The 23,892-nt window shown below is 39.3% G+C and carries 27 protein-coding genes and 1 tRNA gene; 5 read left to right on the top strand and 23 right to left on the bottom strand.

Going from position 1 to position 23,892, the window contains the following annotated elements; translation table 11 throughout:
• Positions 1 to 117: 117 nt before the first annotated feature.
• The 4 genes from ACRAD_RS16700 to map form a co-directional block, all read right to left on the bottom strand.
• Positions 118 to 252: a hypothetical protein gene (locus ACRAD_RS16700; protein WP_005019426.1), complete on the bottom strand. Its 135-nt coding sequence runs from the start codon at positions 250 to 252 to the stop codon at positions 118 to 120.
• Positions 245 to 1,459 carry an MFS transporter gene (locus ACRAD_RS09435; RefSeq protein ID WP_005026940.1) on the bottom strand — a complete coding sequence of 405 codons (1,215 nt, stop codon included), beginning with the start codon at positions 1,457 to 1,459 and terminating at the stop codon, positions 245 to 247. Before ACRAD_RS09435 ends, ACRAD_RS16700 begins: the two co-directional genes overlap by 8 nt.
• Positions 1,460 to 1,628: 169 nt before the next feature.
• Positions 1,629 to 2,729, bottom strand: a complete 1,101-nt coding sequence (locus tag ACRAD_RS09430; protein ID WP_005026938.1) for an OmpW/AlkL family protein — start codon at positions 2,727 to 2,729, stop codon at positions 1,629 to 1,631.
• A gap of 281 nt (positions 2,730 to 3,010) precedes the next feature.
• Complete coding sequence (map, locus tag ACRAD_RS09425; protein ID WP_005026935.1) at positions 3,011 to 3,838, bottom strand: type I methionyl aminopeptidase; 828 nt, start codon at positions 3,836 to 3,838, stop codon at positions 3,011 to 3,013.
• Between the two features lie 207 nt (positions 3,839 to 4,045).
• On the opposite strand from map, the gene rpsB reads away from it, so the two are divergent.
• Together rpsB and tsf are read left to right on the top strand one after the other, a co-directional pair.
• Positions 4,046 to 4,792 carry a 30S ribosomal protein S2 gene (gene rpsB, locus ACRAD_RS09420; RefSeq protein WP_005019432.1) on the top strand — a complete coding sequence of 249 codons (747 nt, stop codon included), beginning with the start codon at positions 4,046 to 4,048 and terminating at the stop codon, positions 4,790 to 4,792.
• A 143-nt stretch (positions 4,793 to 4,935) separates the two neighbouring features.
• Entirely contained in the window at positions 4,936 to 5,811 is an 876-nt protein-coding gene (gene tsf / locus ACRAD_RS09415; protein ID WP_005026932.1) for a translation elongation factor Ts, read from the top strand.
• A gap of 158 nt (positions 5,812 to 5,969) precedes the next feature.
• On the opposite strand, the gene ACRAD_RS09410 is transcribed toward tsf, so the two are convergent.
• The 8 genes from ACRAD_RS09410 to ACRAD_RS09375 form a co-directional block, all read right to left on the bottom strand.
• Positions 5,970 to 6,422 (bottom strand): Mpo1 family 2-hydroxy fatty acid dioxygenase, encoded by a 453-nt coding sequence (locus tag ACRAD_RS09410; RefSeq protein ID WP_005026930.1) that lies wholly within the window; start codon positions 6,420 to 6,422, stop codon positions 5,970 to 5,972.
• A 270-nt stretch (positions 6,423 to 6,692) separates the two neighbouring features.
• Positions 6,693 to 7,304, bottom strand: coding sequence for a septal ring lytic transglycosylase RlpA family protein (locus tag ACRAD_RS09405; protein WP_005019438.1), 612 nt, complete (start codon positions 7,302 to 7,304; stop codon positions 6,693 to 6,695).
• A 286-nt stretch (positions 7,305 to 7,590) separates the two neighbouring features.
• Positions 7,591 to 8,592, bottom strand: coding sequence for a lytic murein transglycosylase B (mltB, locus tag ACRAD_RS09400; protein WP_005026928.1), 1,002 nt, complete (start codon positions 8,590 to 8,592; stop codon positions 7,591 to 7,593).
• A 17-nt stretch (positions 8,593 to 8,609) separates the two neighbouring features.
• Positions 8,610 to 9,752 (bottom strand): rod shape-determining protein RodA, encoded by a 1,143-nt coding sequence (gene rodA, locus ACRAD_RS09395; RefSeq protein WP_005019443.1) that lies wholly within the window; start codon positions 9,750 to 9,752, stop codon positions 8,610 to 8,612.
• Positions 9,753 to 9,932: 180 nt separating this feature from the next.
• Positions 9,933 to 10,583, bottom strand: coding sequence for a hypothetical protein (locus ACRAD_RS09390; RefSeq protein WP_005026924.1), 651 nt, complete (start codon positions 10,581 to 10,583; stop codon positions 9,933 to 9,935).
• Between the two features lie 25 nt (positions 10,584 to 10,608).
• Complete coding sequence (gene queF / locus ACRAD_RS09385) at positions 10,609 to 11,421, bottom strand: NADPH-dependent 7-cyano-7-deazaguanine reductase QueF (RefSeq protein ID WP_005026922.1); 813 nt, start codon at positions 11,419 to 11,421, stop codon at positions 10,609 to 10,611.
• Entirely contained in the window at positions 11,418 to 12,191 is a 774-nt protein-coding gene (locus tag ACRAD_RS09380; RefSeq protein ID WP_005026920.1) for an ABC transporter permease, read from the bottom strand. Before ACRAD_RS09380 ends, queF begins: the two co-directional genes overlap by 4 nt.
• Positions 12,188 to 13,123 (bottom strand): ABC transporter ATP-binding protein, encoded by a 936-nt coding sequence (locus tag ACRAD_RS09375; protein WP_005026918.1) that lies wholly within the window; start codon positions 13,121 to 13,123, stop codon positions 12,188 to 12,190. The genes ACRAD_RS09380 and ACRAD_RS09375 overlap by 4 nt, the downstream gene beginning before the upstream one ends.
• 178 nt (positions 13,124 to 13,301) lie before the next feature.
• Between ACRAD_RS09375 and ACRAD_RS09370 the strand changes: the two genes are divergently transcribed.
• Positions 13,302 to 13,378, top strand: a tRNA-Arg gene (locus ACRAD_RS09370).
• Positions 13,379 to 13,545: 167 nt separating this feature from the next.
• Positions 13,546 to 14,826 (top strand): tyrosine-type recombinase/integrase, encoded by a 1,281-nt coding sequence (locus tag ACRAD_RS09365; protein WP_005026917.1) that lies wholly within the window; start codon positions 13,546 to 13,548, stop codon positions 14,824 to 14,826.
• On the opposite strand, the gene ACRAD_RS09360 is transcribed toward ACRAD_RS09365, so the two are convergent.
• From ACRAD_RS09360 to ACRAD_RS09320, 10 genes are all read right to left on the bottom strand, one after another.
• Positions 14,821 to 15,090 (bottom strand): helix-turn-helix transcriptional regulator, encoded by a 270-nt coding sequence (locus tag ACRAD_RS09360; protein ID WP_005026915.1) that lies wholly within the window; start codon positions 15,088 to 15,090, stop codon positions 14,821 to 14,823. The two genes, ACRAD_RS09365 and ACRAD_RS09360, sit on opposite strands and share 6 nt — an antisense overlap.
• On the bottom strand, positions 15,087 to 15,449 hold the full coding sequence (locus ACRAD_RS09355) for a hypothetical protein (protein ID WP_005026912.1): 363 nt from the start codon (positions 15,447 to 15,449) through the stop codon (positions 15,087 to 15,089). The genes ACRAD_RS09360 and ACRAD_RS09355 overlap by 4 nt, the downstream gene beginning before the upstream one ends.
• Complete coding sequence (locus ACRAD_RS09350; protein WP_005026910.1) at positions 15,442 to 15,840, bottom strand: hypothetical protein; 399 nt, start codon at positions 15,838 to 15,840, stop codon at positions 15,442 to 15,444. Before ACRAD_RS09350 ends, ACRAD_RS09355 begins: the two co-directional genes overlap by 8 nt.
• Positions 15,840 to 16,160, bottom strand: coding sequence for a hypothetical protein (locus ACRAD_RS09345; protein WP_005026907.1), 321 nt, complete (start codon positions 16,158 to 16,160; stop codon positions 15,840 to 15,842). Before ACRAD_RS09345 ends, ACRAD_RS09350 begins: the two co-directional genes overlap by 1 nt.
• Positions 16,161 to 16,240: 80 nt before the next feature.
• Positions 16,241 to 17,164, bottom strand: coding sequence for a hypothetical protein (locus ACRAD_RS09340; RefSeq protein WP_005026905.1), 924 nt, complete (start codon positions 17,162 to 17,164; stop codon positions 16,241 to 16,243).
• Positions 17,164 to 17,307 carry a hypothetical protein gene (locus ACRAD_RS16475; RefSeq protein WP_005026903.1) on the bottom strand — a complete coding sequence of 48 codons (144 nt, stop codon included), beginning with the start codon at positions 17,305 to 17,307 and terminating at the stop codon, positions 17,164 to 17,166. The genes ACRAD_RS09340 and ACRAD_RS16475 overlap by 1 nt, the downstream gene beginning before the upstream one ends.
• Before the next feature lie 57 nt (positions 17,308 to 17,364).
• Positions 17,365 to 18,993 carry a recombinase RecT gene (locus ACRAD_RS09335; protein ID WP_005026901.1) on the bottom strand — a complete coding sequence of 543 codons (1,629 nt, stop codon included), beginning with the start codon at positions 18,991 to 18,993 and terminating at the stop codon, positions 17,365 to 17,367.
• Positions 18,994 to 19,013: 20 nt separating this feature from the next.
• Positions 19,014 to 19,832, bottom strand: coding sequence for a RecB family exonuclease (locus ACRAD_RS09330; RefSeq protein WP_005026899.1), 819 nt, complete (start codon positions 19,830 to 19,832; stop codon positions 19,014 to 19,016).
• Positions 19,832 to 20,026, bottom strand: coding sequence for a hypothetical protein (locus tag ACRAD_RS09325; protein ID WP_227548688.1), 195 nt, complete (start codon positions 20,024 to 20,026; stop codon positions 19,832 to 19,834). Before ACRAD_RS09325 ends, ACRAD_RS09330 begins: the two co-directional genes overlap by 1 nt.
• 317 nt (positions 20,027 to 20,343) lie before the next feature.
• Positions 20,344 to 22,104, bottom strand: a complete 1,761-nt coding sequence (locus ACRAD_RS09320; RefSeq protein ID WP_005026895.1) for an AAA family ATPase — start codon at positions 22,102 to 22,104, stop codon at positions 20,344 to 20,346.
• Positions 22,105 to 22,115: 11 nt separating this feature from the next.
• On the opposite strand from ACRAD_RS09320, the gene ACRAD_RS09315 reads away from it, so the two are divergent.
• The gene (locus ACRAD_RS09315) at positions 22,116 to 23,324 is read left to right on the top strand and encodes an IS256 family transposase (protein ID WP_004672268.1); all 1,209 of its coding nucleotides are present in this window, start codon (positions 22,116 to 22,118) and stop codon (positions 23,322 to 23,324) included.
• A 22-nt stretch (positions 23,325 to 23,346) separates the two neighbouring features.
• Here the strand turns inward: ACRAD_RS09315 and ACRAD_RS09310 are convergent, their stop codons facing one another.
• On the bottom strand, positions 23,347 to 23,853 hold the full coding sequence (locus ACRAD_RS09310; protein ID WP_005026893.1) for an SMEK domain-containing protein: 507 nt from the start codon (positions 23,851 to 23,853) through the stop codon (positions 23,347 to 23,349).
• Positions 23,854 to 23,892: the final 39 nt, after the last annotated feature.

The following is a 23,892-nucleotide window of genomic DNA, read 5'->3' as shown; positions in this document are numbered from 1 at the left end:
CGTTTTTATAGATTTTTTTACAGATTAAGCCATCTTTAAATGACAGTTCTATGAAAGGTTTATGACGATTTAATAATATTCAATCTTGAAAACTTTTAAGTAAATGCTTGCTGTGAGTCAATGTGCACAGAAAGCCTGATTAAAATATTCAAAAAGCTGTGGTGTATTGCTCCACAAATAAAAAGCCAGAACAAAAAGAAGTACAATACTAATAGCAATCATAATATTCAGGCTGTCAAACGATTTAGTCATAAATTACGGCCTCTTCATTAACAAAGAAATGTACAAATACTCCGAGCACACTTAAGACAATTGCGGTTAGCCATACTGCATTGTAATTACCTGCAATATCATGATTGACGCCACCCAGCCAGCCACCAAAAAAAGAACCAATCTGATGGGTGAAAAACACGATACCACTTAGCATGCTCAAGTATTTTACTCCGAACATGTTTGCAACAATACCATTAGTCAGTGGAACTGTAGATAACCACAAGATTCCCATGACCATACCAAAAATATAGACACTAATTGTTGTTAAGGGAAGAGCCAGAAATGCAATAATGGCAATACCGCGAATACCGTATAGCAGCATTAAAAGCTTAGGTTTAGAATAACGATCACCTAACCAGCCGGCACCGTAGGTTCCAATAATATTAAATAATCCAACTAAGGCTAAAAAGATAGTGCCGGTCGTGGCGTCAAAGCCGTGATCGATCAAATAACCTGGCAGATGTACACCCAGAAAGACTACCTGAAAACCACAGACCAGAAAACCAAGAGCCAGCCACCAGAAGGGTCGATGTTTTCTAACTATGTGTAAGACTTGCTTAAAAGTAAGAGCGGGCTTTAAAGCCTCACTGATTACTTTGGGCGGCTGGTAATGGGGAGCCTTAAGCATCCATGCCAGCGGAATAATGAAAGCCACTAGAACAGCACAGACCATAAGTGCAGCAGACCAGCCTATACTTTTAAGCAGCAGCAAAGTAGCAGGCAACATAATGAATTGGCCAAATGAACCCGCCGCACTGGCAATTCCCATGGCCATACTGCGTTTTTCTGGAGGAGCGGCCCGACCAACGGCTGAAAGGAGTACAGAAAACGAAGTAGCTGACAAGGCAAAACCTAAAATCAAGCCTACACTTAAATTAAGAAGTAAGCCTGTTGAGCTGAAAGCCATAAGAACTAGGCCAGCGGTGTATAATGCACCTCCAATGGCCACAACAATTTTACTTCCATATTTATCTGCAAGGGCACCTGTAAAAGGTTGAACTGCTCCCCAGATCAAGTTTTGCATGGCAATCGCCAGACTAAAAACATGATGTCCCCATCCAAACTCATGGCTCATTGGTACAAGATATAAACCAAATGAATGCCGCACCCCTAGTGATAAAGCCAGAATGAAAGCACTGGCAATGAGCATATATATAAGCGGTTTGGAGAATTGTGTGGTTGACATATAACGTCCATGGAATGATCGCACGAGACTATAATATTCGATTCGGACAAGAGAAAGAGTGAAATAAAAAATTGGTATGAATAAATTAAAGTTATAAATATTTTAAAAATAAAATTCTTACAGAAAATAGTAAGGCGCTCAAAATAAAAAGCAGGAAAAATTCCTGCTTTTATCGATATAAATTAATTTCGAAACGGTAGCCTACACCTGCATATGCCAAGATCGGATTTACCTCAATATCAGCTTTAGATTTAATCAGCTCACCCAGTTGAGCATCTCTCACCGTGATGGTTGTATCGTTTTTTAAGTGAGCATATGAAACTGAACCTACTGCAAACCACTTATCATTAAAGTCATAAGTAAAGCCTAATGTTGCGACAGGGGCAAAAGCATCACTGGCTTCTACCTCTACTTCTGGGTTGGCTGTACTTGGTGTCCCTTCAAGGGCAGCGCCTGCCTTTCCTTGCTTAATATTTGCAATCATATGTCCGGCAGCAATTAAGTCCTGTTCAGTACGTGGATTAATTTCCAGTTCATTAAAGTAAGCATACATAAGACCTACACCTACATAAGGACGGAACTTATTTACACCTGTTTTGCCAAAATGATACTGAAGTTCAAAAGCTGGAGTCCAAGCACGTGCCGAAGCAGCTGGGCCATAAGCTTCTAAATCTGTAATAAAGATATCATTTTGTAGTGCAATATCTAAAAATTCTAATGGTAAACCCCCTAACTGAGGAGTGGCGATGGCTGAAAACGGCGCATAAATTTTACCTTTACCTTGTAAGTCAACTTTAGGAGGAATACCTGCTTTAATTTCTAGAGAAACATTATCTGTGAAAAAGTAATTAGATATGATTCCTAAGGTAGTTACATCATCAGCTTCAAGTCCAGTTCCAGGATTACTCCACTCTTCCAGACCATTAATAACGGAGCTACCACTTATCGCGGAGTCTAATTCACCACCAGAAAAGAAACCTAAAAAATTTAAAGTATCAGCTAAAGCTTGTTGCCTAACATTAGGATCTAGATTATTTAAAACCGTATCAACTTGAATAGTACCATTTCTTGCTTTCGTATTATTTGCAATAGCTGTATTAACTTTAAAGGGTTGTGCTTTACCTTGAGGCATAACATGTAAAGCACCGACGGAAACAGAGAAGCGTTTAAAGCCATCTGCTTTCATACCAAACCAGTTATTTTCAGCAAAAGACAATTGTGGTAAACCAAACAGAACACTCGTTGTGAGTGCTAGGGCAGTATATTTCATATCTAGACAAGCTCCATGTCTTTAAGACATTAATTTTTTTTGTTGGTAGGTGCAGTATCGGGAAATTAGAGTAATTACTCTGTATTTTAAATGCTTGGTTAATGCATGCTTTTGTAGGGAATTGTGGTTTTTAAGTTAAAATTTAATAGAAAAATGAAATAATTAAAAATTATGTAATGTTTATTAACACTAAATTCAATTTTTATTCATATTTAAAAAATATGGAATATTAAGTTAAAATAAAAGGCTACCTAAGAAGTAGCCTTTTTAATAAATTTTAATTAACGTTGAAAGCGAGAAAGATCTTCTTCCGAGCGTGCTGTTAAAACTTCAATGCCTGTTTCAGTTACTAAAATTGTATGTTCATATTGAGCAGAAAGTTTATGATCCTTAGTAACCACTGTCCATTTATCTCCTAATAGTTTAGTCTGCCATACTCCGGCATTTACCATGGGTTCAATGGTAAAAGTCATACCGGCTTCCAAACGCATGCCAGTACTCTTCTGGCCATAATGCAAGATTTGTGGCTCATCATGAAATACTGTGCCGATACCATGACCGCAATATTCCCGTACTACACTAAAGCGCTCGGACTCTACATATTTTTGAATTGCATAGCCAATATCACCCACATATGACCCTGCCTTAACTGTTTCCATCCCACGATACATTGCTTCCTGAGCAACTTTACACAGGCGATTTGCAAGAATAGAGGTTTCGCCACCTACGATATACATCATGTTAGTATCGCCATGATAACCATCTTTAATAACAGTTACATCGATATTGAGGATATCACCCTTCTTGAGAATTTTAGCTTCTGAGGGAATACCATGACATACCACGTGGTTTACTGAAGTACAGATTGTATGTTGAAACGCTGCGCGCCCTGGCGCAGCCCCATAACCTAAACAGGCAGGGATGGCCTGTTGCACATTCACTATATAATCATGACAAATCGTGTCTAGTTCTAATGTGCTGACTCCAGGTTTAATATAGGGCTTAATCATATCGAGTACTTCTGCCGCCAAACGCCCCGCAATACGCATTTTTTCAATCTCTTCAGGGGTTTTTATTAAACGGGCAGGAGCTGAATAAGTACTGTTCATGATCACTAAAAACTTTTGGTAATTTGTAAGTGTCTATGGTATAAATAGCCGCCCGTTTTATCAAATGGTTTTTTGTGATCTCTAGATACATGAAAACCGTTTAAAAACGGAAAAATCCGCACATATGTCGTCACATTGCTCTGGGTGCCCTGCGGGGTGGAGAATGCGGACATATGGAGGCCTAACCCAAACTTTAAGGTAAAGAAAATGGCAGATTACAACGTAAGCATGCGCGACCTTCTTACAGCTGGCGCACACTTTGGTCACCAAACTCGTTTCTGGAACCCAAAAATGCGTCAATATATCTTTGGCGCGCGTAACAAAATTCACATCATCAACCTTGAGCATACTGTTCCTGCGCTAAATGATGCTTTGAACTTTGCTAACCAGTTAGCAAGTAAAAAGAATAAAGTTTTGTTCGTTGGTACTAAACGTGCTGCTTCTAACATCATCCGTGAACAAGCTCAACGCGCTGGTCAACCATATGTAGATCATCGCTGGTTAGGTGGTATGTTGACGAATTGGAAAACTCTTCGTCAATCAATCAACCGTTTGAAAGATCTTCAAACTCAGTCTCAGGACGGTACTTTTGCTAAGCTGACTAAACGTGAAGCTCTTGAGCGTGCACGTGAGATGGAAAAACTTGAGCGTTCTTTGGGCGGCGTGAAAAACATGGGTGGCTTACCTGACGCATTATTCGTAATCGATGTTGATCACGAAGCAATTGCTATTAAAGAAGCTAAGAACCTGGGTATTCCTGTAATCGGTATCGTAGATACAAACTCTAATCCAGACAACGTAGACTACGTTATTCCGGGTAATGATGACGCGATCCGCGCAGTAACTCTTTATGCTTCTGCTATGGCTGACGCGATTATTGCTGGTAAAGAATACGCTCAATCACAAGCAAATGCACAAGCTAAAGCAGAAGAAGCTCCAGCTTCTGAGGCTTAATGCGTTTGACGCTAGCTTGTCATTTTTGCGACATGTGATGGTGGCAAAGTAAGCGTTAAGTATGCAGGCGGCCCATGAGAATCCTCTGGGCCGTTTCTGTTCTAAAAGAATTTGTTTTCTACCACCGAATTTAGGAGATTAACATGACTGCTGTTACTGCAAGCATGGTTAAAGAATTGCGCGACCGTACTGGCCTTGCAATGATGGAATGTAAAAAAGCTTTAACAGAAGCTGATGGTGATATCGAACTTGCGATTGATAACCTTCGTAAATCTGGTCAAGCAAAAGCAGCTAAAAAAGCGGGTAATATTGCAGCTGATGGCGCGATTACGATTGTTCAGGAAGGCAATAAGGCAATTCTTGTAGAAGTAAACTGTCAGACTGACTTTGTTGCTAAAGACGAAAACTTTGCTGGCTTCTCTGCAAAAGTTGCTGCTGCTGCGCTAGCTGCAAATGAAACTGATGTTGCTAAAATTGCTGAACTCAAGCTTGAAGATGGTGCTACTGTTGAAGAAGCACGTATTGCACTTGTTCAGAAAATTGGTGAAAACATTCAGGTTCGTCGTGCTGCGATTGTTGAAGGTGAAAACCTTGCAGTTTATAAACACGGTCTGAAAATTGGTGTTGTTGTAGCTTACACTGGTGATGCTGATACAGGTAAAGGTATTGCAATGCACGTTGCTGCATTCAATCCAGTTGCTGTAACTGCTGAACAGGTTCCTGCTGAGCTTGTAGCGAAAGAAAAAGAAATCGCTGAAGCAAAAGCAATCGAATCTGGTAAACCAGCCAATATCGTTGAAAAAATGGTATCTGGTTCAGTAGATAAATATCTGAATGAAGTTGTACTTGAGCGTCAAATGTACGTAATTGACAACGACAAGAAAGTTGCTGAAGTACTTAAGGTGACTGGTACAACTGTAGCTCAATTCGTACGTTTCGAAGTGGGTGAAGGTATCGAGAAAAAAGCAGAAATGAGCTTCGCTGAAGAAGTTGCTGCTGCTCAGGCTGCTGCTCAATAATATTGAATCAGCAGGTCGTAAAAAAGCCCTCAGTTTGAGGGCTTTTTTGTATTTATAAAACTCAATATTCTTGAGTGGTTTTATGTTTAGCTTGCTAAAGTAAAGGAATAACCAATTGGAATGCAGTTTTCGAATAATTTAAACGATGATATGGCTTATTAAGCGCTAGTAAGCGCTCTATGCCGTGTTTTCCACTTAGGTAGGAATTTACCTAAATAAGCATCCATGCACCATACGGGGCCAATCAGGAGAAACTGGAGGTCTTTTAAAAAAGAAGGCTTTTTACCCTCAACTTTATGTCCATAAAACTGGCCAATCCATGCCAGAACAAAAACTCCAATATAAAAGCCTATTCCTAATGGCAAGGTATAAATAAGCCAACCCATAACCAGAATTAACGCTGCCATTGCTACAGCTAGTACCAAGTCAAGACGGGCATAGAAAATTATAGTTAAAACTACGAGCAGAGTCGCAAGCAGGGTGCTGAAGTGTGCGATGATCCCGATAATTGAAAATAGGATAGTTGGAACACAAATCCAGTGAATCGCTTTATTGGTTTTATTCTGGTGGCTTTCAGAATATTCTTCAAACCATTCTTCCACTGTCTTCATTATCCACTCCTTGTGTGATTTTTATTAGTCTTAAAATATAAACAGAATATAAATCAAAAAGACAGAATGCGTCAAAGTTTTCTGACAGGGGAGTATTTAAAGATAAATAAGGCTATTTTTGATACAGACCCATAAAAATTGCTAACCAGGTATTTTAAAAATTGGAAGGAGTTTTAAGCAGAGAAATGGAAGTTAGTAAAGTTTAGAAGAAACTATAAAAACAAAAGCCACTAATTGTGGCTTTTAATCTTCTTATGCAGTAAGACAGATTTAAGAGTTAGGACCATCTACACGTTCAATACTTACTTTCGCCGTACCGGCATTAGTTACACCAATACTTTTGGCAGCGCCATACGACAAGTCAAGTACACGGTTACCATGGAAAGGTCCACGATCATTAACTTTAACAATTACACTTTTACCATTAGAGCGGTTGGTTACGCGAATATAACAGTTTAGTGGCAGGCTGCGATGAGCTGCTGTCATGGCATTCATATCAAATGTTTCACCGCTTGCAGTCTTGCGGCCATGGAATTGACGTCCATACCAAGATGCTACGCCGGTCTGGCTGAACTTACGAACAGTATTAGACGCTACGGTATTCAATTTTTCAATCACTGAAGGTTCTTCTTCAGGGATTTCAATTTTCGCTGCAATAGTCTGGCGGCGAATTTTATCACCGGTACGCTCAGTGATTGAAAGACTGTTAAGGTTTGAAAAGTGAGAGTTAAAGCCTTGTGCATCACGGTTTAAAACACGGGCTGCAAGATTTAAATTGTCATTATCATTGCTCAATGACGAAGCCTGTACCATTTCTGCTTGAGACTGCGTTACGGTCAGACCGATAGTTAACGCAAGTATATATTTTAGCGAAGTGGGCATTCATAAACTCCTAAAGATCAGTGCTGCTTTGCTGATAAAACTCCAGTAAACCAGCACATGTATCCAAATGTTCGTTTGTGTTACTGCATTTGACGATGGGGGATAATATTCATGTGTCACCAAAAGTGTCTAGTCTTTAACGAGAAATATTTACAAAAAGGACAAAATCTCACAAATATAGATTAAAAAATAATCAATATTGTAACATTTGATTTAAAAAGTAGAATTAATAGCCTTTTATCTATAAATAATTGTTGACTTTTAAAATAATGGGTAAATATTTGGTTTAATGATCGGCTACTTCTGTCCCTAATTGCCATACAGCAGTGGCATACATCCGGCTCTTATTATAGGTAGTAATAACCTGAAAATTCGGGTAGGTAATATAGTAAACCGGACCATATGAATCTTGAAGTTGAATGATATTAACCATATCCAGATCATCAATTTTTACTAAAGGATTAAGTGGGCTAATTCCTTTATTTTTCAAAGCTCCATAAGGTACAGGCTGGGTAAGATCAGTCGCAATAATACTGTCTGGATTTGAACCGGTGTATCGTGCAGCAAAACCGATAGGCTGGTCGCGTTGCCAACCATGATGAGCTAAGTAGTTAGCAATAGAACCGATAGCGTCTACTGCTGAGTTTCTGAGATCAATATGACCGTTGCCATCGTAATCTATACCCAGTTTAGTAATATTACTCGGCATGAATTGCGGATAGCCAATTGCGCCTGCATATGAGCCAATAATGCTGCTGGTTGGATAGTCTTCTTTATAGGTCCAGGCAATTAAAGCGCCTAATTCATCGCTAAAATATTCAGCGCGGCGTGGATAACCGAAGGCCAATGTAGCTAGTGCATCACGCGTGACGAAGGAACCTTTATTGGCACCATAACCAGTCTCTACTCCTAAAATACCTAAAATCACTGCCTTAGAGACTCCAAACTGCTGTTCAGCCCGGTTTAAAGCATCTGCATACTGGTTTTTAAAAGTAACTCCGCGGTTAATTGTACCTGCTGACATGAAATTAGTTTTATATTCATACCAAGGTTTACTTTCCCCAGGACGATTCATGATGTTAACAATGTTTGGTAAATTTTTACTGCCCTGCATGGCCCAGTCTACCTGCTGTGCAGTCAGACCATAATTTTGCATAGTTTTAGTTTTAAATGCTTCATAATTAGGGTGAGTAATAAAATCATTTGCCTGAGAGAAAGCGACAATACCGGCAGCACTCAAACCTATACTAAATTGCTTGAATTTTTTATAAATATTTAAACTAATCATTGGCTCTTAAATCTCAACTATCGATGCGTATGAATAGACATGACCAAACCAAAAGTGGCCATTAAAGTAATGATGGCGGTACCACCATAACTCATAAAAGGTAGAGGTACGCCAACTACAGGTAAAATACCACTGACCATGCCGGCATTAACAAACACATAAACAAAAAATGACAAACCCAGTGTTCCGGCTACAAGACGTCCATAATTATGAAAACAGTTGAGGCCGATCTGTAATACCCTGAAAATAATCGCAAAATAAAGAGTAATAAGGATGAGAACTCCAATTAAACCAAACTCTTCAGAATAAGCTGCAATAATAAAATCAGTATGGCCTTCAGGTAAAAAATGTAAATGGGACTGGGTACCTTGTAAAAAGCCCTTACCAAAAAATCCACCTGAACCAATTGCTGTTTTAGATTGGATAATATTCCAGCCTGTTCCTAAAGCGTCTGCTTCCGGATTCAGCAAGGTGAGTACACGTTGCCGCTGATAGTCATGCAGAAGAAACTGCCATGCTAGGGGAATAATCATGCACATGAGGCCTATAGCAGCTCCAATGAGCTTCCAGGAGAGGCCACTTAAAAACAGGACAAAGAGACCGCTGGCAAGAATCAGTAATGATGTCCCTAAATCTGGCTGCTCTGCAATGAGTAAAAATGGAACAATAATAAGAACCAGAGAAATAATGACGTTTTTAAAGCTTGGAGGAAGAGGATGGCGTGATAAAAACCAGGCAATCATCATTGGCATACCAATCTTCATAAACTCGCTGGGCTGTACACTGCCAAAACCAGGAATATCAATCCAGCGCTGTGCACCCATGCGCACTTCGCCAAATATCATGACTGATAACAGCGCTAATACACCAAAGATATAAAAATATGGCGAAAACGCCTGATAAACCTTGGGCGGAATCTGGGCAAGTGTAAACATGACAATAAAGCCAATACCGAAGCTCATGGCCTGCTTGCTAACTAGACCAACATCTTGCGCAGAAGCACTATATAGTACAGTTAAGCCTAATAAGGCATTGAGAAACAGAAAAAGGCATAACCACGGATCAATATGCAGCCGCTGCCAGCGAGACGGTTGCATGGCTGTACTCAGCCCATCACGAGGAGCTTGACGCAGGAATTTATATTGAGAGCTTGGAGACATGTAGGTTTGAAAACAGGCTAAATTAATGCATGCCGCATGCTAACACAAAGCTTGCACAAGACAATCGCTATGCAAACTTTGCAATAAAAAAACCTGGCATTAGCCAGGTTTCCGATTCTGATATTTTAATCTCAAGACTATCTGATCAGTCTTAATATAAACTGATGAATAAGTTAAATATTAATGGAAGAATAAAGTATCGTGATATTCTGCAAGTACCATTAACTCATCTTTAGTCAGATTTGGGATAAGCTTGTCGATAGCGATATGCACTGCTTTAGTGACCGCTGCCGCTCCGATATTAGCAGCTTTACGTTTAATCATGCCCAGATCAAGTGTTTTGTTGAAATCGCTCATAAAGTGACGGATGGTTGCGTCACCGAACTGTTTATAAAGCTCGGCCAGCACTGCACGGTCTACTTTATTGCCCGCCTTAATTTCAGCAAAATTATGCTTAAGGTTAGTGACCAGACTGGCATCCAGTGGTTCACCTACTCTATATTGGTTATCCGGACCTTTAAACATGCTACGTTCAGAGAATTCAATTGACTGCTGAACTACTTCATTTGGTGCTTTATTTAATAGTTGTTTCAATAAGACAGCCACAGTTGACTTAATATAACCTGCAAGTTTCTCTGCTGTATCACGTTTGTCACTGGCAGGGAAACGGCGTACCAGTTCGGTTAAAATAGCATCAATAATTTCATCATTGATTTGTAAAGCGATTTTATCCCGAAGAGGATAAAGCGGCTCCTTTGAATTCTTTTTTTCAACTGATGTCTGAAGATTGTTCAGTAAAGACTCAGACGGGGTAAAACCAAAAAATGGCATGATTAAAACCTCGGTATTTTTCGTTTTATTGTCGCGCCAATCGGATCGGGTTTGGCATCCAGGTTAAATCTGATACACGACATGGATTAATATCCAGCCCACCACGTCGTGTATAAGTTGCATACACCATCAACTTTTCCGGCTGTAAATGTTGCCATATATCTGCAAACATTTGCTCCACACATTGTTCATGAAAGCCATTATGTTGACGGTAAGAAATAATATAAGCTAACACACTACGATAACAAGGTTTTTTACCTTGATAGCGAATAAAAACCGTTCCCCAATCTGGCTGGCCAGTCACTGGACAGTTACTGCGTAGCAGATGCGAATATAGCTGGATTTCTCCTTCTTCATGGTCATCTGCATATTGCAGCAAACCTGCATCCGGATGATTCTTCAACTGCTGGGGTGTCAAATCATCAATGCAGATACCCTGCGGTTGACTAATTTCAAGGGCATCCACCTGAAAGAGCTCTAGTTTTACTGCTGCACCTGCAGCCTGAGATAAATCTTTCTCTACAATCTCTATGAAAATAGCCCGAGTTTCAAACCGATGAAAATTCAGGCTGTTAAAGTAGAGTTTTAAAGATTTGGATTCAATAAGATGAGGCGAAGAAGCGGGTAAGCTCATACGTCCAATAGCGACTTGTGGTATACCGTGGCTGTTTAACCATGAAATTTCAAAAATATGCCACCAGTCTTTACCTTGCTGAATACCTTCTATATGGGCATAGTCAGCGCGAGACTGCGCGCGTGCAATAGGAAAAAGAATATCAGGTTGATACTGGTTTGGATAACTGGTGTCTTTACCCAATAAAGACTGCTCTACACTCATTCACGCATTCCTGAACCACGAGACAATAGATAGTATGCAATGCCATAAAACACTGCGCAGAATAATGTAACTACCACAAGAGAAACTGAAACGTTTACATCACTATGGCCTAAAATTCCGAAACGGAAAGCATTCACCATATATACGATCGGATTGATCAGAGAGAGGTTCTGCCAAAATGGGCTTAATGAACTGATCGCATAGAACACTCCCCCTAAGTAGGTAAGTGGTGTTAATACAAATGTTGGGATAATTGAAATATCATCGAAAGATTTAGCATAAACAGCATTGATAAAACCGCCCAGAGAGAAGAGCAGGGAGGTAACAATCACGGTAAATATGGTCACAAACCAGTTAGTGATATGCAGATCAGTAAAAAACAGACTCATCGCTGTCACTATAATACCAACCAGTACACCGCGACATACTCCGCCAATCACATAGCCCCATAAAATCAAATGCAGAGGCATTGGACTCATAATGAGTTCTTCAATACTTTTTTGAAACTTGGCACTAAAAAAACTACTGGATACATTGGCATAACTATTAGTAATTACCGCCATCATAATCAGGCCGGGGACAATAAACTGCATATAGCTTACGCCGCCCATCTCTCCAATACGTGAACCGACCAGATTGCCAAAGATTACAAAATAAAGGCTCATAGTGATCGCAGGTGGAAGCAAGGTCTGGGGCCAGATCCGCATGAAACGTCGGATTTCTTTGCGAACTAAAGTTCCAAGTGCAGTTTGTAATTGACCTAGTTTCATGTTGTCGCTCCATCCAGATTTTTTTCGACCATTTTTACGAAAAGCTCTTCGAGACGGTTCGATTTGTTGCGCATACTGCGTACCTGAATATTCTGTGCCTGCATGAGCTGAAACAGATCATTTAAAGAATGGGCTTTATCCATTGTTACTTCTAGAGTCATTGGATCAATCAGATTAAAATTAACGCCAATAATATTCAGATGCAAAGGTTCAATAGGTTCAGCCAGATCAAAAATGAAGGATTCCTCATTTAATTGATTAAGAAAATCCTTCATAGTGGTATCTTCTTTAATTACGCCACGATCAATAATCGCGATCCGGCGACAGAGCATCTCGGCTTCTTCCAGATAATGAGTTGTCAGAATAATTGAGGTACCCTTGGCATTCATTTCTGTCAGGAAATCCCACATTGAACGGCGCAGTTCGATATCGACCCCAGCAGTGGGCTCATCCAGAATAAGTAACTTTGGTTCATGCATCATGGCTCGTGCAATCATGAGACGGCGTTTCATACCACCAGAAAGCATACGGGCCTGAACATGACGCTTGTCCCAAAGGCCAAGCTTTTCCAGATATTGTTCTGCCCGTTGTTCTGCCAGCTTTTTAGGAATACCGTAATAGCCAGCTTGAGTGACCAGAATATCAAAGGTTTTTTCAAAATGACCGAAGTTGAACTCTTGTGGCACGACTCCTAGGCATTGTTTGGCCTCAGAAGGATGGATGTCTAAATTGTAGCCAAAGATTTCTACAGTTCCGGAGGTTTTTTTAGCCAGTGAGCTGATGATACTGATCGTTGTAGACTTGCCTGCACCATTGGGCCCTAAAAGTGCATAGAACTCTCCTTCCGGTACAGTCAGATTAATTCCTTTGAGAGCTTGAAAACCATTTTGATAGGTTTTGGACAAATCCCTTAGCGTCAATGCATCAGTCATGAATTTCTCGCATGGTGAATAGAAAAGATATTCTGAGCGATCTGCTTCAATAAACCAAGTACATTAATGGTAATCGGCAAGCTAGAGATTAAAATTTGCTTAAAGCGTAAGCATCAGTGGTGTTTATCTGCATTTATGTACTTTACCTTGCTCATTTTTTTGTTATGATGTGCATCGCGCGTTCGTAGCTCAGTTGGATAGAGTACAGGTTTCCGAAGCCTGGGGTCGTGGGTTCGATTCCCGCCGAGCGCACCAAATTCTATGTTCAAACCTGTCAAAAGTTGTATAAACCTATTGTTTATAATAGACATCTAATAATAAACCTGTATAAAGTTGTATAAACCTTTTTAAAGTTGTAACGCATTAATGCATTACAGGATGCGTTACAACTAAGTTTGTACTCACAGGTGTAACGCAAAAAAATGCCAAAACAAGTAATTTCGCTGACAGACAGCAAAATCAAAGCATTTCTCCGTGATATAAAAAGTAATAATCCCAACGGGTTACAGAAGGATATTCGGCTAAGTGACGGTGCAGGTCTGAATCTTCTAATTCGAAAAAATGGTACTGTCATGTGGCGTTTTGATTACACCCGCCCAATTTCTAAAAAAAGAAATACGATGACTGTCGGAAATTACCCAGCGATGTCACTGGCCAAAGCACGTGAATATCGGGATCAGTTCAGGGCGTTACTGACTGAAGGAAAAGATCCTCAGGTAGAAAAGCAGGGTGTTGAGGAAAAAGAAAGATTAAAACAACAGGCAACTTTTAAATCTGTTGCTGAGCTATATAAAAGTAAACAACGTCTGGCCGAAGCTACTGTAAAGAGAAATGACGGTATATTTGAAAAACTTTATCGGGATATTGGCAATATGCCGATTTCAGATATTACTCCACGGGATCTGGCCAAAGTAATTGAGAAAGATGAGAACAAGGGGCATATTGAATCTGCAATGCGGATCAGATCTAAAGCCTCTCAGGTTTTTCGCTTTGCAGTGAAAATGGGTCTGTGTGAGCGTGATGTTGCTCAAGATCTGGCAGGTACCATTACCCAGAGAGAAAAAAATCACTATTCAGCATTAACAGATCCCTTTGATTTTGCGCGTTTGCTTTTTGATATAGATCATTATGAATCACAACTGGTCCACGTAAAGCTTGCATTGCAACTGGCACCATTAGTATTTGTCCGCATTGGCGAACTACGCAATGCCAAGTGGTCTGATATTAATTTTGAGACGGCTACCTGGTCTTATACGCCGTCAAAAACATCTGCGAAAACTGGACTGGACCATATTGTTCCTTTATCTAAACAGGCTATAGCAATTCTAAAAGAAGCTCATAATTTTACGAATAATTCAGACTTTGTTTTTCCTTCACGCTCTGACAAGCATCGGCCAATTTCTGATATGTCTATTAATATGGCATTGCGCCGTATGGGATATGGTAAAGAGGATATGACTGGCCACGGCTTTAGAGCAATTGCCCGGACATTATTAGATGAGGTTCTGGAGTTTCCACTGGATATTATTGAACAGCAGCTTGCACACCAGGTGCGTGATATGCACGGCAGGGCATATAACCGGACTAAGCACTTAGATAAAAGACGTGTGATGATGCAAAGATGGTCAGATTATTGCGATGAACTTAAAGCTCAATTTATTGCATCAAGAGACAAAAAGTTTACGGAAATAAAGCCCTCATGATGCGAGGGCTTGTTTCTTATTAAAGAATGTATAAATAGTGGACTTCCACCAGCGCTTATAGCCACTTTCACTCACCCAATCCGGCTCGGGAAAGCTCCCGTCTTCAACCATTTTAATGATAGAAGCTCTGGTTATTCCGGTCATTTTTGCCACTTCACTTGTTTTTAAAAGACGATCTTCATCAGCATGAAAAGCCTTTTTAATCTCTTGCATTTCATTAAAAATGGCTTCGAGCAAGTTGTTTTCAGATTCTGCTCGCATCATGACACCTCCTTTAAACTCTGCTTTACTGAATCGGGCAAGCCAAATACATCTTTAAATGCTTGGTCAAAACCACCGTCATTAATAAAGCTATCAATAGTGTTTCTAGATTGCTCATGCTTTGCGATATAGCTGGAAAGCATTTGGTAAATAGCGTCAGCATTTCCGTCATCAACTTGAATGGTTGTTATGCCGGATTTATGGGAGATAGATAGTCGTAAATCTCCCTCATATCCCTCTACTGCTAAAAAGAAAACATCAGCTTGTTGCTGTTCAAGCATCAAGTTAAAGGGCTTGTCCTTGTGCAGCTCGTCAATAATGAAGTTGGCCACAGCAATATTTGTTTGCTGGATATCACTCATTGCCTGGCTCCTTTGGATCTTCACCTAGCGCAGACCAGTGAGTAATTTTTTCCTGAATTAATGCTTCACCGCTAATAGGGCAAGAAAAACCAAAATGATTTTCCCAGTCAGCCGCTATCTGCTCACCTTCGATAAAAATTAGATAACGTCCATTGATGTGCGGTGATTGTTTTTCGTAATCAATCCAATTCGGCACCGCTTGGGCTCTTGCTTGCCATGTACACCAGCTCGAATTAATTTCATTTAGAGCTTCACGGTACTCTTCATCCCATTCAATTAGTTCATAAATATTTTCCAATTCGTTATATTGAATATTTGGTAAATATTTGAAATTAACTCCTTGTGAGAGGAGGTGTTTTTCATGAGCTTCTCTTTCTTTCTGAATATCCATCACACCGCTTCCTTCTTAAAGTGTTCACACATATTTCGGATAATTTGATGCAACCATTTTTCTTCTGACTTTGTATGTCGAGAACCCCGTAGAAATAGGTTTACTAAGTGTTCTTGATAACCGCGTTCAAACCAGATATCTGTGAAATAATCTTCAATACGATCATGGCCACAGCTTCCGCGATATGCTGTCCAAGCGTGGTCATAGCATCTGATTGTGATTTGATATGCCTGCTCGCCATACCACACCAAAAACACATCAATAGATGTGACCTTGTCTTTGGCCGGAATGTGGTGTGTTCTAACTTCTTTAATATCCATTTCACTACCAATATTTTATTAAAATAGAAAATTAAGTCTTAAAACTTCTCTACTTATTTATTTAAGTAGAGAAGTAGGTCTTAGCTAACAACTTCATATTTTGATAACTGAACACTCAGAATCTTGTTGCTCCTGATATTCCATTCAATCTCATCAAGACCAAATGTCTGCTGTAAAAGAGCAATGAGCTGTTCAAAGCTGAGGCATAGGTCACTACGTCTGGTTACTACGGTACTGATCATCTGTTTACAGTTTTCTAAAGAAAAAGGCTGATCTTCTTTAGTGATTAAAGGCTCAGTTTTAGGTGAAGATATATTTTCTGGCTCAGAACTTTTTAGAGGTTTCACTATTGCCTGTTCTTCGACTATTGGCTTGGCTTCTTCCTTAGATGTACCGGCCATAACTTTAAATGCTTCAGCTGCAGCTACGCTTTTTAAAAAACACTCAGCAGCTTCTTGTACTTTTGCATTCATTGAACGTTGAACTAGCTCTTGAGCATGATGAAAAAGGTAATCCCTATCAGCACCTGAGATATCCAGCATTTTTTTCAAGCCTAAGCATTCCCACTGAACAATGACGGCTGTACAACGGCTCATCTGTAATGGAATCTGACGTAATTCACTTTCAGAAAATTCGCTATAGGACTTTTGGGTCTTACTTAAAGATTCAGGTGCAACCTCCTGAGTTTCTCGTTTAACAACTGAAGCCTTAGGGGTTAAATCATCCAGAGTCTGATGCTTAGCAATCTGTTCCGTTGTATCCATCTTTGGTTCTGCATTTTTGGTTTTGAGAGCCTTAGGTAAATACCAGGCTTCATCTTCTTTATAGGCTGAAATATCAGTCAGAACTTCACGTACAGTTTTATTACTTAACTGGCAAATCGTCATTATCTGTGCGATTTGCAGGCCGGTAGGTGCATCATTTAGTGCACTGATTATTTTTTGCTTGGCTTTATCCAAAGCATTTTTACTGTTGTAACGTTTTAGATCAGCTGCTGAATTCATTACATTCTCCAGTTGGCTTCTTTAAATTTTGCGTTAGTGATAAGAGCTTCAATTTCAAACAGGCCCACATTGGTAAAGATATGATCCATCTTGCAGCCAAAGACAGTCAGGGTGCGGGTAATAGATGAGTATGTGTATTTCATAGTGATACCGCCGTATATCTATTATGGAATTTGCCACCCCATAGGGCGGCATGGCCCTTATTCACTGATCTCTGCATAGCGACGGTCATAAGCTTCATTGATCCGCGCCGTATCATCGTCTGGAAGGCTATTGATTGCCGGATCACTCATGATGTCATTCAGACGGTCTACATTTTGGGCAGCATCAATATGGGCTATATAGGAATCCACCAGACTTACCGCATCAGCGAAAATATCCTGCTGTGACAGCACTTCTTTGCGCTGTGCGTAGAGACTCAACAGGTCGTTATAATCTTCCACCGTCATTTTGGCCTTATGGTTTTTAATACTCTGAGCTGTTTCAGTCTCTAGCTGATGCACATCCTGAGTATCTGCAATCATTCGTTCCAGTCCTGCCCGGGTAGAAGTGCTCTTGATCTTGTCTACGGGTGCCTGTCCTTGCTGATAAACATTGAGCTCATCAAGACGCTGTTTGACGTAAGCCAATAAGTAATTTCTATCGACCTCAGTTAATTTAGTTTCCTTCTCGATCTGACTTTTTAAACCATTAATAGAGCTGGCCTGAACGGTACTGGTGAGCGTCTTCATATAGCTCTTTTTAATTTCAGCAGACTTGTTTACATCGACCTGAGCAGTTTCTGATGTTTTATTTTGCTGGATCAAGTTCTCAGCTTCTTGCTGTAGCCGTTTAAGATCTTCCACAGTCAACTCTGCCTCTACAACTTCATTCTCTGTAGAATTCTGGACATTTTCAGCTTCAACAACTTCAGCTTCAACAACTTTTGGCTGTTTACGTGTACGTGGTTTCTTTTCTTCTTGAACTAGCTGTTGCTCGGCTTGCTGTTCTACAGGTGCTTCTTTAACGACATTGGCCTTAAGGTCAGAGGTAGTCACCGGTGAGGTCTGCTGTACTGGTTCTGGCGTCACATCAATAATGGCGTCCTGTTCTTCTTCCTGAGTCCGGATACCCATTAACACTTCTGGTGCGTAGATCCGGCCAAAGAATGAGGCAGCACGATAACGCAGCATCTGTTCAGGCATGGTTTGCCATTTAGATCCGTTCTTTTGATACCAGCCTTCTTTTACTGCCATTTCCATTGAGATTTCAGCAGATTCAAGGCGCTCACCTGTAGCTGTTTCAATGGCCCATGCTTTACAGGTGATATTGCGTAGCTTGACAGTATGGACTTTTTCTTCTGGCAGACTCTTGCGGGCGCGTTCATTCCACTTCCATTCCTTGGTGGTGTAGGTCACTTCCACTTCACCACGGTCTTGCATTTCAAAGCGCAGCGGTGAGTACTTGCCAGAGGTATTAATTGCCCCGATCACGAATTGTGATGACCAGGCTGGACGACCTTCGACAATATAAAGGTTCTGCATAATCATCAGCGGATCGGCACCCATGCGGTTTGCCATATTCAGGGCAATGACACAGTTGGCCAGACCATTCGGATTAGGTTCACTACGGTACAGCCAGTTTCCATTCTGGTCTTTACCATCTTTGATCTTTAGTGTATCGCGGTAAACTTCCGGTACCATGGTTGAGGCGGCAAGCATTTTGGCAATACGTTGTGCCAGTTCAAAACCTTCCAGTGAAGTCAAACTGACTTCAACGGGTCTAGGTGCTGTTACAGCAGTCTGACGTGAGGTACGGATCTGTTCAGCAGTCATTACTTGAGAAGTCATTGTTTTAATCCTTATAAAAATTATTTGCGAAATTTGCAGGTGTGATAAACAGGGCAGTATTTGTCGTGACACATCATTGATTTTGAGTTGCCGTAAAATACGCCGTGCTTAATGAGTTTTGCTGCATGGTGCAGTAGTCCAGGTTCTTCTTCAGTACCTAGAAGTACCTCTGCAGGTGAGTCGATTTCACCGATACCGACATGCTGACCTTTATCTGTTTTTCCGGTAGTCAGGCCATAGATACGGGCAGGGGCCAGCACCGGTTCTTGCAGTGCATGACTGGCCAATACGGTATAAATCCCCATTTGTGGTGTATGGCCTACGGTTTTGACTGTACCGTCTGAAGCAACAGCATTCTTGCCAGATTTAAGGTCACCAATGCCCAGTTCACCCTCATTATTTTCATAGATGCGGTCAATGGTGCCTGTAAGCTCAATGCCCAGATCAGCAAGGATGAGAGATTCACAGCGCACTTCTACACCTATAAATTTTTGGGTTGGCGCAATATGAGTAATGTACTTTTGCACTAATGAATGACCAATTGCCTCAGCAGCATTCTGATCCAGGTCGGACCAATCTACTTCTTCACCTGGCTGCCAGATCTGGTGATGCAGGATCTCGCGGCATTCTTCCAAGGTGACGTCTTCTCCGATCAGGTTCAGATAGTCCCACTGGGTTACTGCTTCATGAACTGCTGTACCTAAGCGTGTGCGTGCACCGGCTGGAGTGCGTTTGTTTAAAAGATTCTTGGCTTCCCAGCGTGCCGGACAGTCAAACAGGTCTGACAGGGAGCTGGCCCGGATTGGAATAATTTTGTCTGGATTTATGGCTGCATTCATTAACGCGTCTCCACAACCTGAACTAAAGCAGAATCAGTTTTAGAGAATTTCGCGTTATAGGTATGGGCTTGGACTGCCTGAGTTTCTGTATCATCGGCACAGCTGCGGAGCATGGCGACCAAGCCAATGAGCAGGCTTAACAGCAAGAGGAAAGTGCAAAGGTCAGCGAAGATTGAGCGCGGTTTACCGTACATCTCTTCTTCTGTAGGTTCTTGAAAGAGGATCTGAGTCGTTTGACTCTGAATAGGTTTTTGTTTCATAATTCACTTACTCACAGGTTAGGTGTGGGTCATAGCTCCAGGTTGTTACTGCAACGCTGGGGCTTTTTGTTGTCTGTATGAGATTTAGTTTACCAAAGGAAACTTTGTAGTCAAGAGGAAAGTTTATTTAAAGAAACTTTTTATTCTTTATGGAAACTTTTATACTTTAATAGACAAAAGAAAACCCACACGGGGTGGGTTGAGGGAGTATTGGGTAAGCTAATAACAGCTCTAGATACAAAACCTATATATTAGGCACTTTTGATATATATACTTTGAGGTAAGTATTGCTCTATTCGAAAGAATCTATCTTTTTTCGAAACCCTCACAATTACATTTTCTTTGAAATCTTTAAGACCTGCAAATTTGTCATCAATAATTGGGAAAATAAGTTGTCCATTGGATCCTTTAGCAATTGATGCTAAATTATACAATTCTTGAATATCGATAATTTCAATTTTATCCTGTGTTGAAAAGCTTGGGTAAGGTAACTTTATTGCTTCATCTTTGATAAAAGCAGAGTAAGCTAGATCAAAAGCAACAACTAAAGATAGTTTTTTCCCACTACCAAAATTTTGATCCAAGGAGTTAATTTTGAATTTATGAATACCTTTATCATTAGGATCTGCAGAAAGATAATATGTTTGATTGAATAAGATTTTACAATATTCAGAAAAGTATTTATTAAAAATCCCTATATTATTTTGAATAATATTAATATTATTTTCAATTAAGCTATTAAGTTTCTTTAACTGTATATTTAAAGAGTCAAATTTCTTATTAAGATCAATTGATTTTTCATGCAAAGCAAGTGCATTACTTAATTTAGATTGCATCTCATTAATTTGATTGTTCAGCTTTGTGTATTCAGCCAATGACCCATATTTTGCTAATTTATCTAAAGTTATAGAATAATCTAAAGAAAATTTAGATCTTTTGTTATTAAGATCATTTTCTTCTTGGTAAAGTTCAGAGACCCTAGTGTTAATATACTCAATTTCATTTTGAAGCATTTTATTATGAAAATTAACAGTTTCTTCAAACTTTTTTTCTAAATTTAAATTATAAAGGTTGGCCTCATTATAAATTAATGAAATTGCATTTGTATTGTCATTAAACTCTTTATTCAGTAAAATATTTTTTCGCTCATTAAGTGCATTAATTTCAAAATTAATTACGCTAATTTTTTCATCAATATCATTGATAAGGTTTTGATAGGTATTCAGCCTATCTTCTTCGGTACTATATTTTTCATTGATTTTGAAATTATCCCGCTTTCTGATAAGTTCATCGAGATCTTTTTGCGTTAATAAAATAACTTGATCTAAACCAGCTGGTTTAATTCTATCAAATACTTTAATATCATTTTTTTGTTGCCTAACTTCTTTTTCTAATTGAAATTTTTTCTCAATCTCAATAGGGTTTGGGTAACCAAATAGAAAAAAATGAATAACTTCATAATCTAGATCTGAAGTAGCTTGATGCAAGAAACGAAGTATATAGTTAATTTGTTGATCATCTTTCCTTATAAATTTGCTGATGAGCTGGCGAAAAGTTGGTTTGTTAGTATTATAGTTGAATAGAATTTCTTTCAATTGATAATTGTATTCATCATTTGTGACTTCATTGCCGTTAATGAAGTTTATAACTTTTAGTTTATTGGGGTGTTTAGTGGTGAAACCACTAATTCTTTTCTCAAAAATAACTTTATAAGCCGTCTTTGAATTCAAGTTATTTTTTAATTCTAGTTTAAAGATAGGCTCAACATAATAAAAAAAATTAAATACATTTTGGTCTATTGCTTCTTTGTTTTCCTTATCTTGATAAAAGGGTTTTTCATCCCCACCTAGACAAAAATCAATAGCTCTTAACAAAGTGGTTTTACCAATGCTATTTGTTGAGCCACTATCTACACATCTTTCACCAAGAATAATATTTAACCCCTTGTGAGAGACTGTAAATAAAACTGTGTAAACGCTTAAACTATCCCTCAACGCTGTTGGGGGCAACACAGGTGTTTACCATGAAAGATGAAGCAATGCTGGCATTGGCAAAAGAATTTGCTAAGAACTTAAAAACAGAAGCTGACCTGAATAATTTCAGTAAAGCTTTAAAGAAACTCACCGTTGAAACTGCACTCAATGCTGAACTGACTGAACATTTAGGCTATGAGAAGAATAGCCCTCGTATAGGCAAAAATACACGTAATGGCTATACAACTAAACGGCTATTTACTGATGATGGTGAATTTGAACTAGACACGCCTAGAGATCGTGATGGCACTTTTGAGCCCCAGTTGATCAAGAAGAGTCAAACCCGTATCACACAAATGGATAGCCAAATCCTATCCCTATACGCCAAAGGCATGACGACACGAGATATTGTTGCCACATTCAAGGAAATGTACGATGCGGACGTCTCCCCAACGCTTATTTCCAAAGTGACGGATGCAGTTAAAGAACAAGTAATAGAATGGCAAAATAGACCATTGGATGCCCTTTATCCTATTGTCTATATGGATTGTATCGTCGTGAAAGTGCGTCAAGATAGTACGATTATTAACAAAGCGGTATATCTGGCATTAGGTGTCAATACAGACGGACAGAAAGACCTATTAGGTATGTGGATGTCAGAAAACGAGGGTTCTAAATTTTGGCTCTCAGTGCTTACAGAACTGAAAAATCGTGGTTTAAAGGATATTCTGATTGCCTGCGTAGATGGATTGAAAGGGTTTCCTGATGCGATTAATACAATTTACCCTGATACGCATATTCAGTTGTGTATCATTCACATGGTACGCAACAATCTTAAATATGTGAGTTGGAAAGACTACAAAGCTGTCACAGCCGATTTAAAAAAGATATATCAAGCTGTTACAGAAGACGCAGCCTTACAGGCTTTAGATGAATTTGGACAAAAATGGGATGAGAAGTATCCTCAAATCAGCAAGTCATGGCTTGCCAACTGGTCGAATCTAAACACGTTTTTCGCTTACTCTATGGATATTCGCAAAGCGATTTACACGACCAATGCGATTGAATCATTGAACAGCGTTATCCGCCATGCAACCAAGAAAAGAAAAATCTTCCCAACTGATGATTCCGTGAAAAAGGTGGTATATTTAGCAATTATGGCAGCAAGCAAAAAATGGACGATGCCTATTCAGAATTGGAAAGCTGCCATGAATCGCTTTAGTATCATGTTTGAAGAGCGTGTAACCAAGTATTTTTAAAACTGTATTTACACAGAATTATTTACACCCTCGGATTTAAATGTTTATTTATCAATTCATGAATCTGAATCAATTTATCTATCTCTAAATTATTAATCTCAGCAAGTAAATCGGTATAATCCCATATATCCTCTTTTAAGTTAACTTTAAAATCAGTTTCACCTAAGGTTACTTCTTTATGCTTTGTTTTCTTAATTAGATTTAAAATAATTAATCTATCAACTTTTTTATTAAAATTTCTTTCACAAAACTTATTTAGAGTTTGTCTTACTTTATTTAAAGAGCTATCAGAAGTTACTTGTATAGCAATTCTATTATCTTCATCGAGTAAATCTATAGATGCAGCATTCTGTTCTTCAAAATTAGTATTAACTAAATTATAATTAAATAGCTCATTAAGCAATTCAACGAAAAATTGTTCTGCATGAACATTTATTGATAATTGATTTAATGATGTGCTCATAGATACTTCAAAGCTTAGACTTCCAAGTGCTCTCTTTATTTGCCCCATAATAATTTCATTATTCATCGTTTATACACCCCCATACAATTCAACAATTTTATCTAT

The sequence above is a fragment of the Acinetobacter radioresistens DSM 6976 = NBRC 102413 = CIP 103788 genome (assembly GCF_006757745.1).
Lineage (GTDB): Bacteria > Pseudomonadota > Gammaproteobacteria > Pseudomonadales > Moraxellaceae > Acinetobacter > Acinetobacter radioresistens.
The sequence above is the reverse complement of the archived record's forward strand: the minus strand, read 5'-3'. Positions and strand labels throughout refer to the sequence as shown.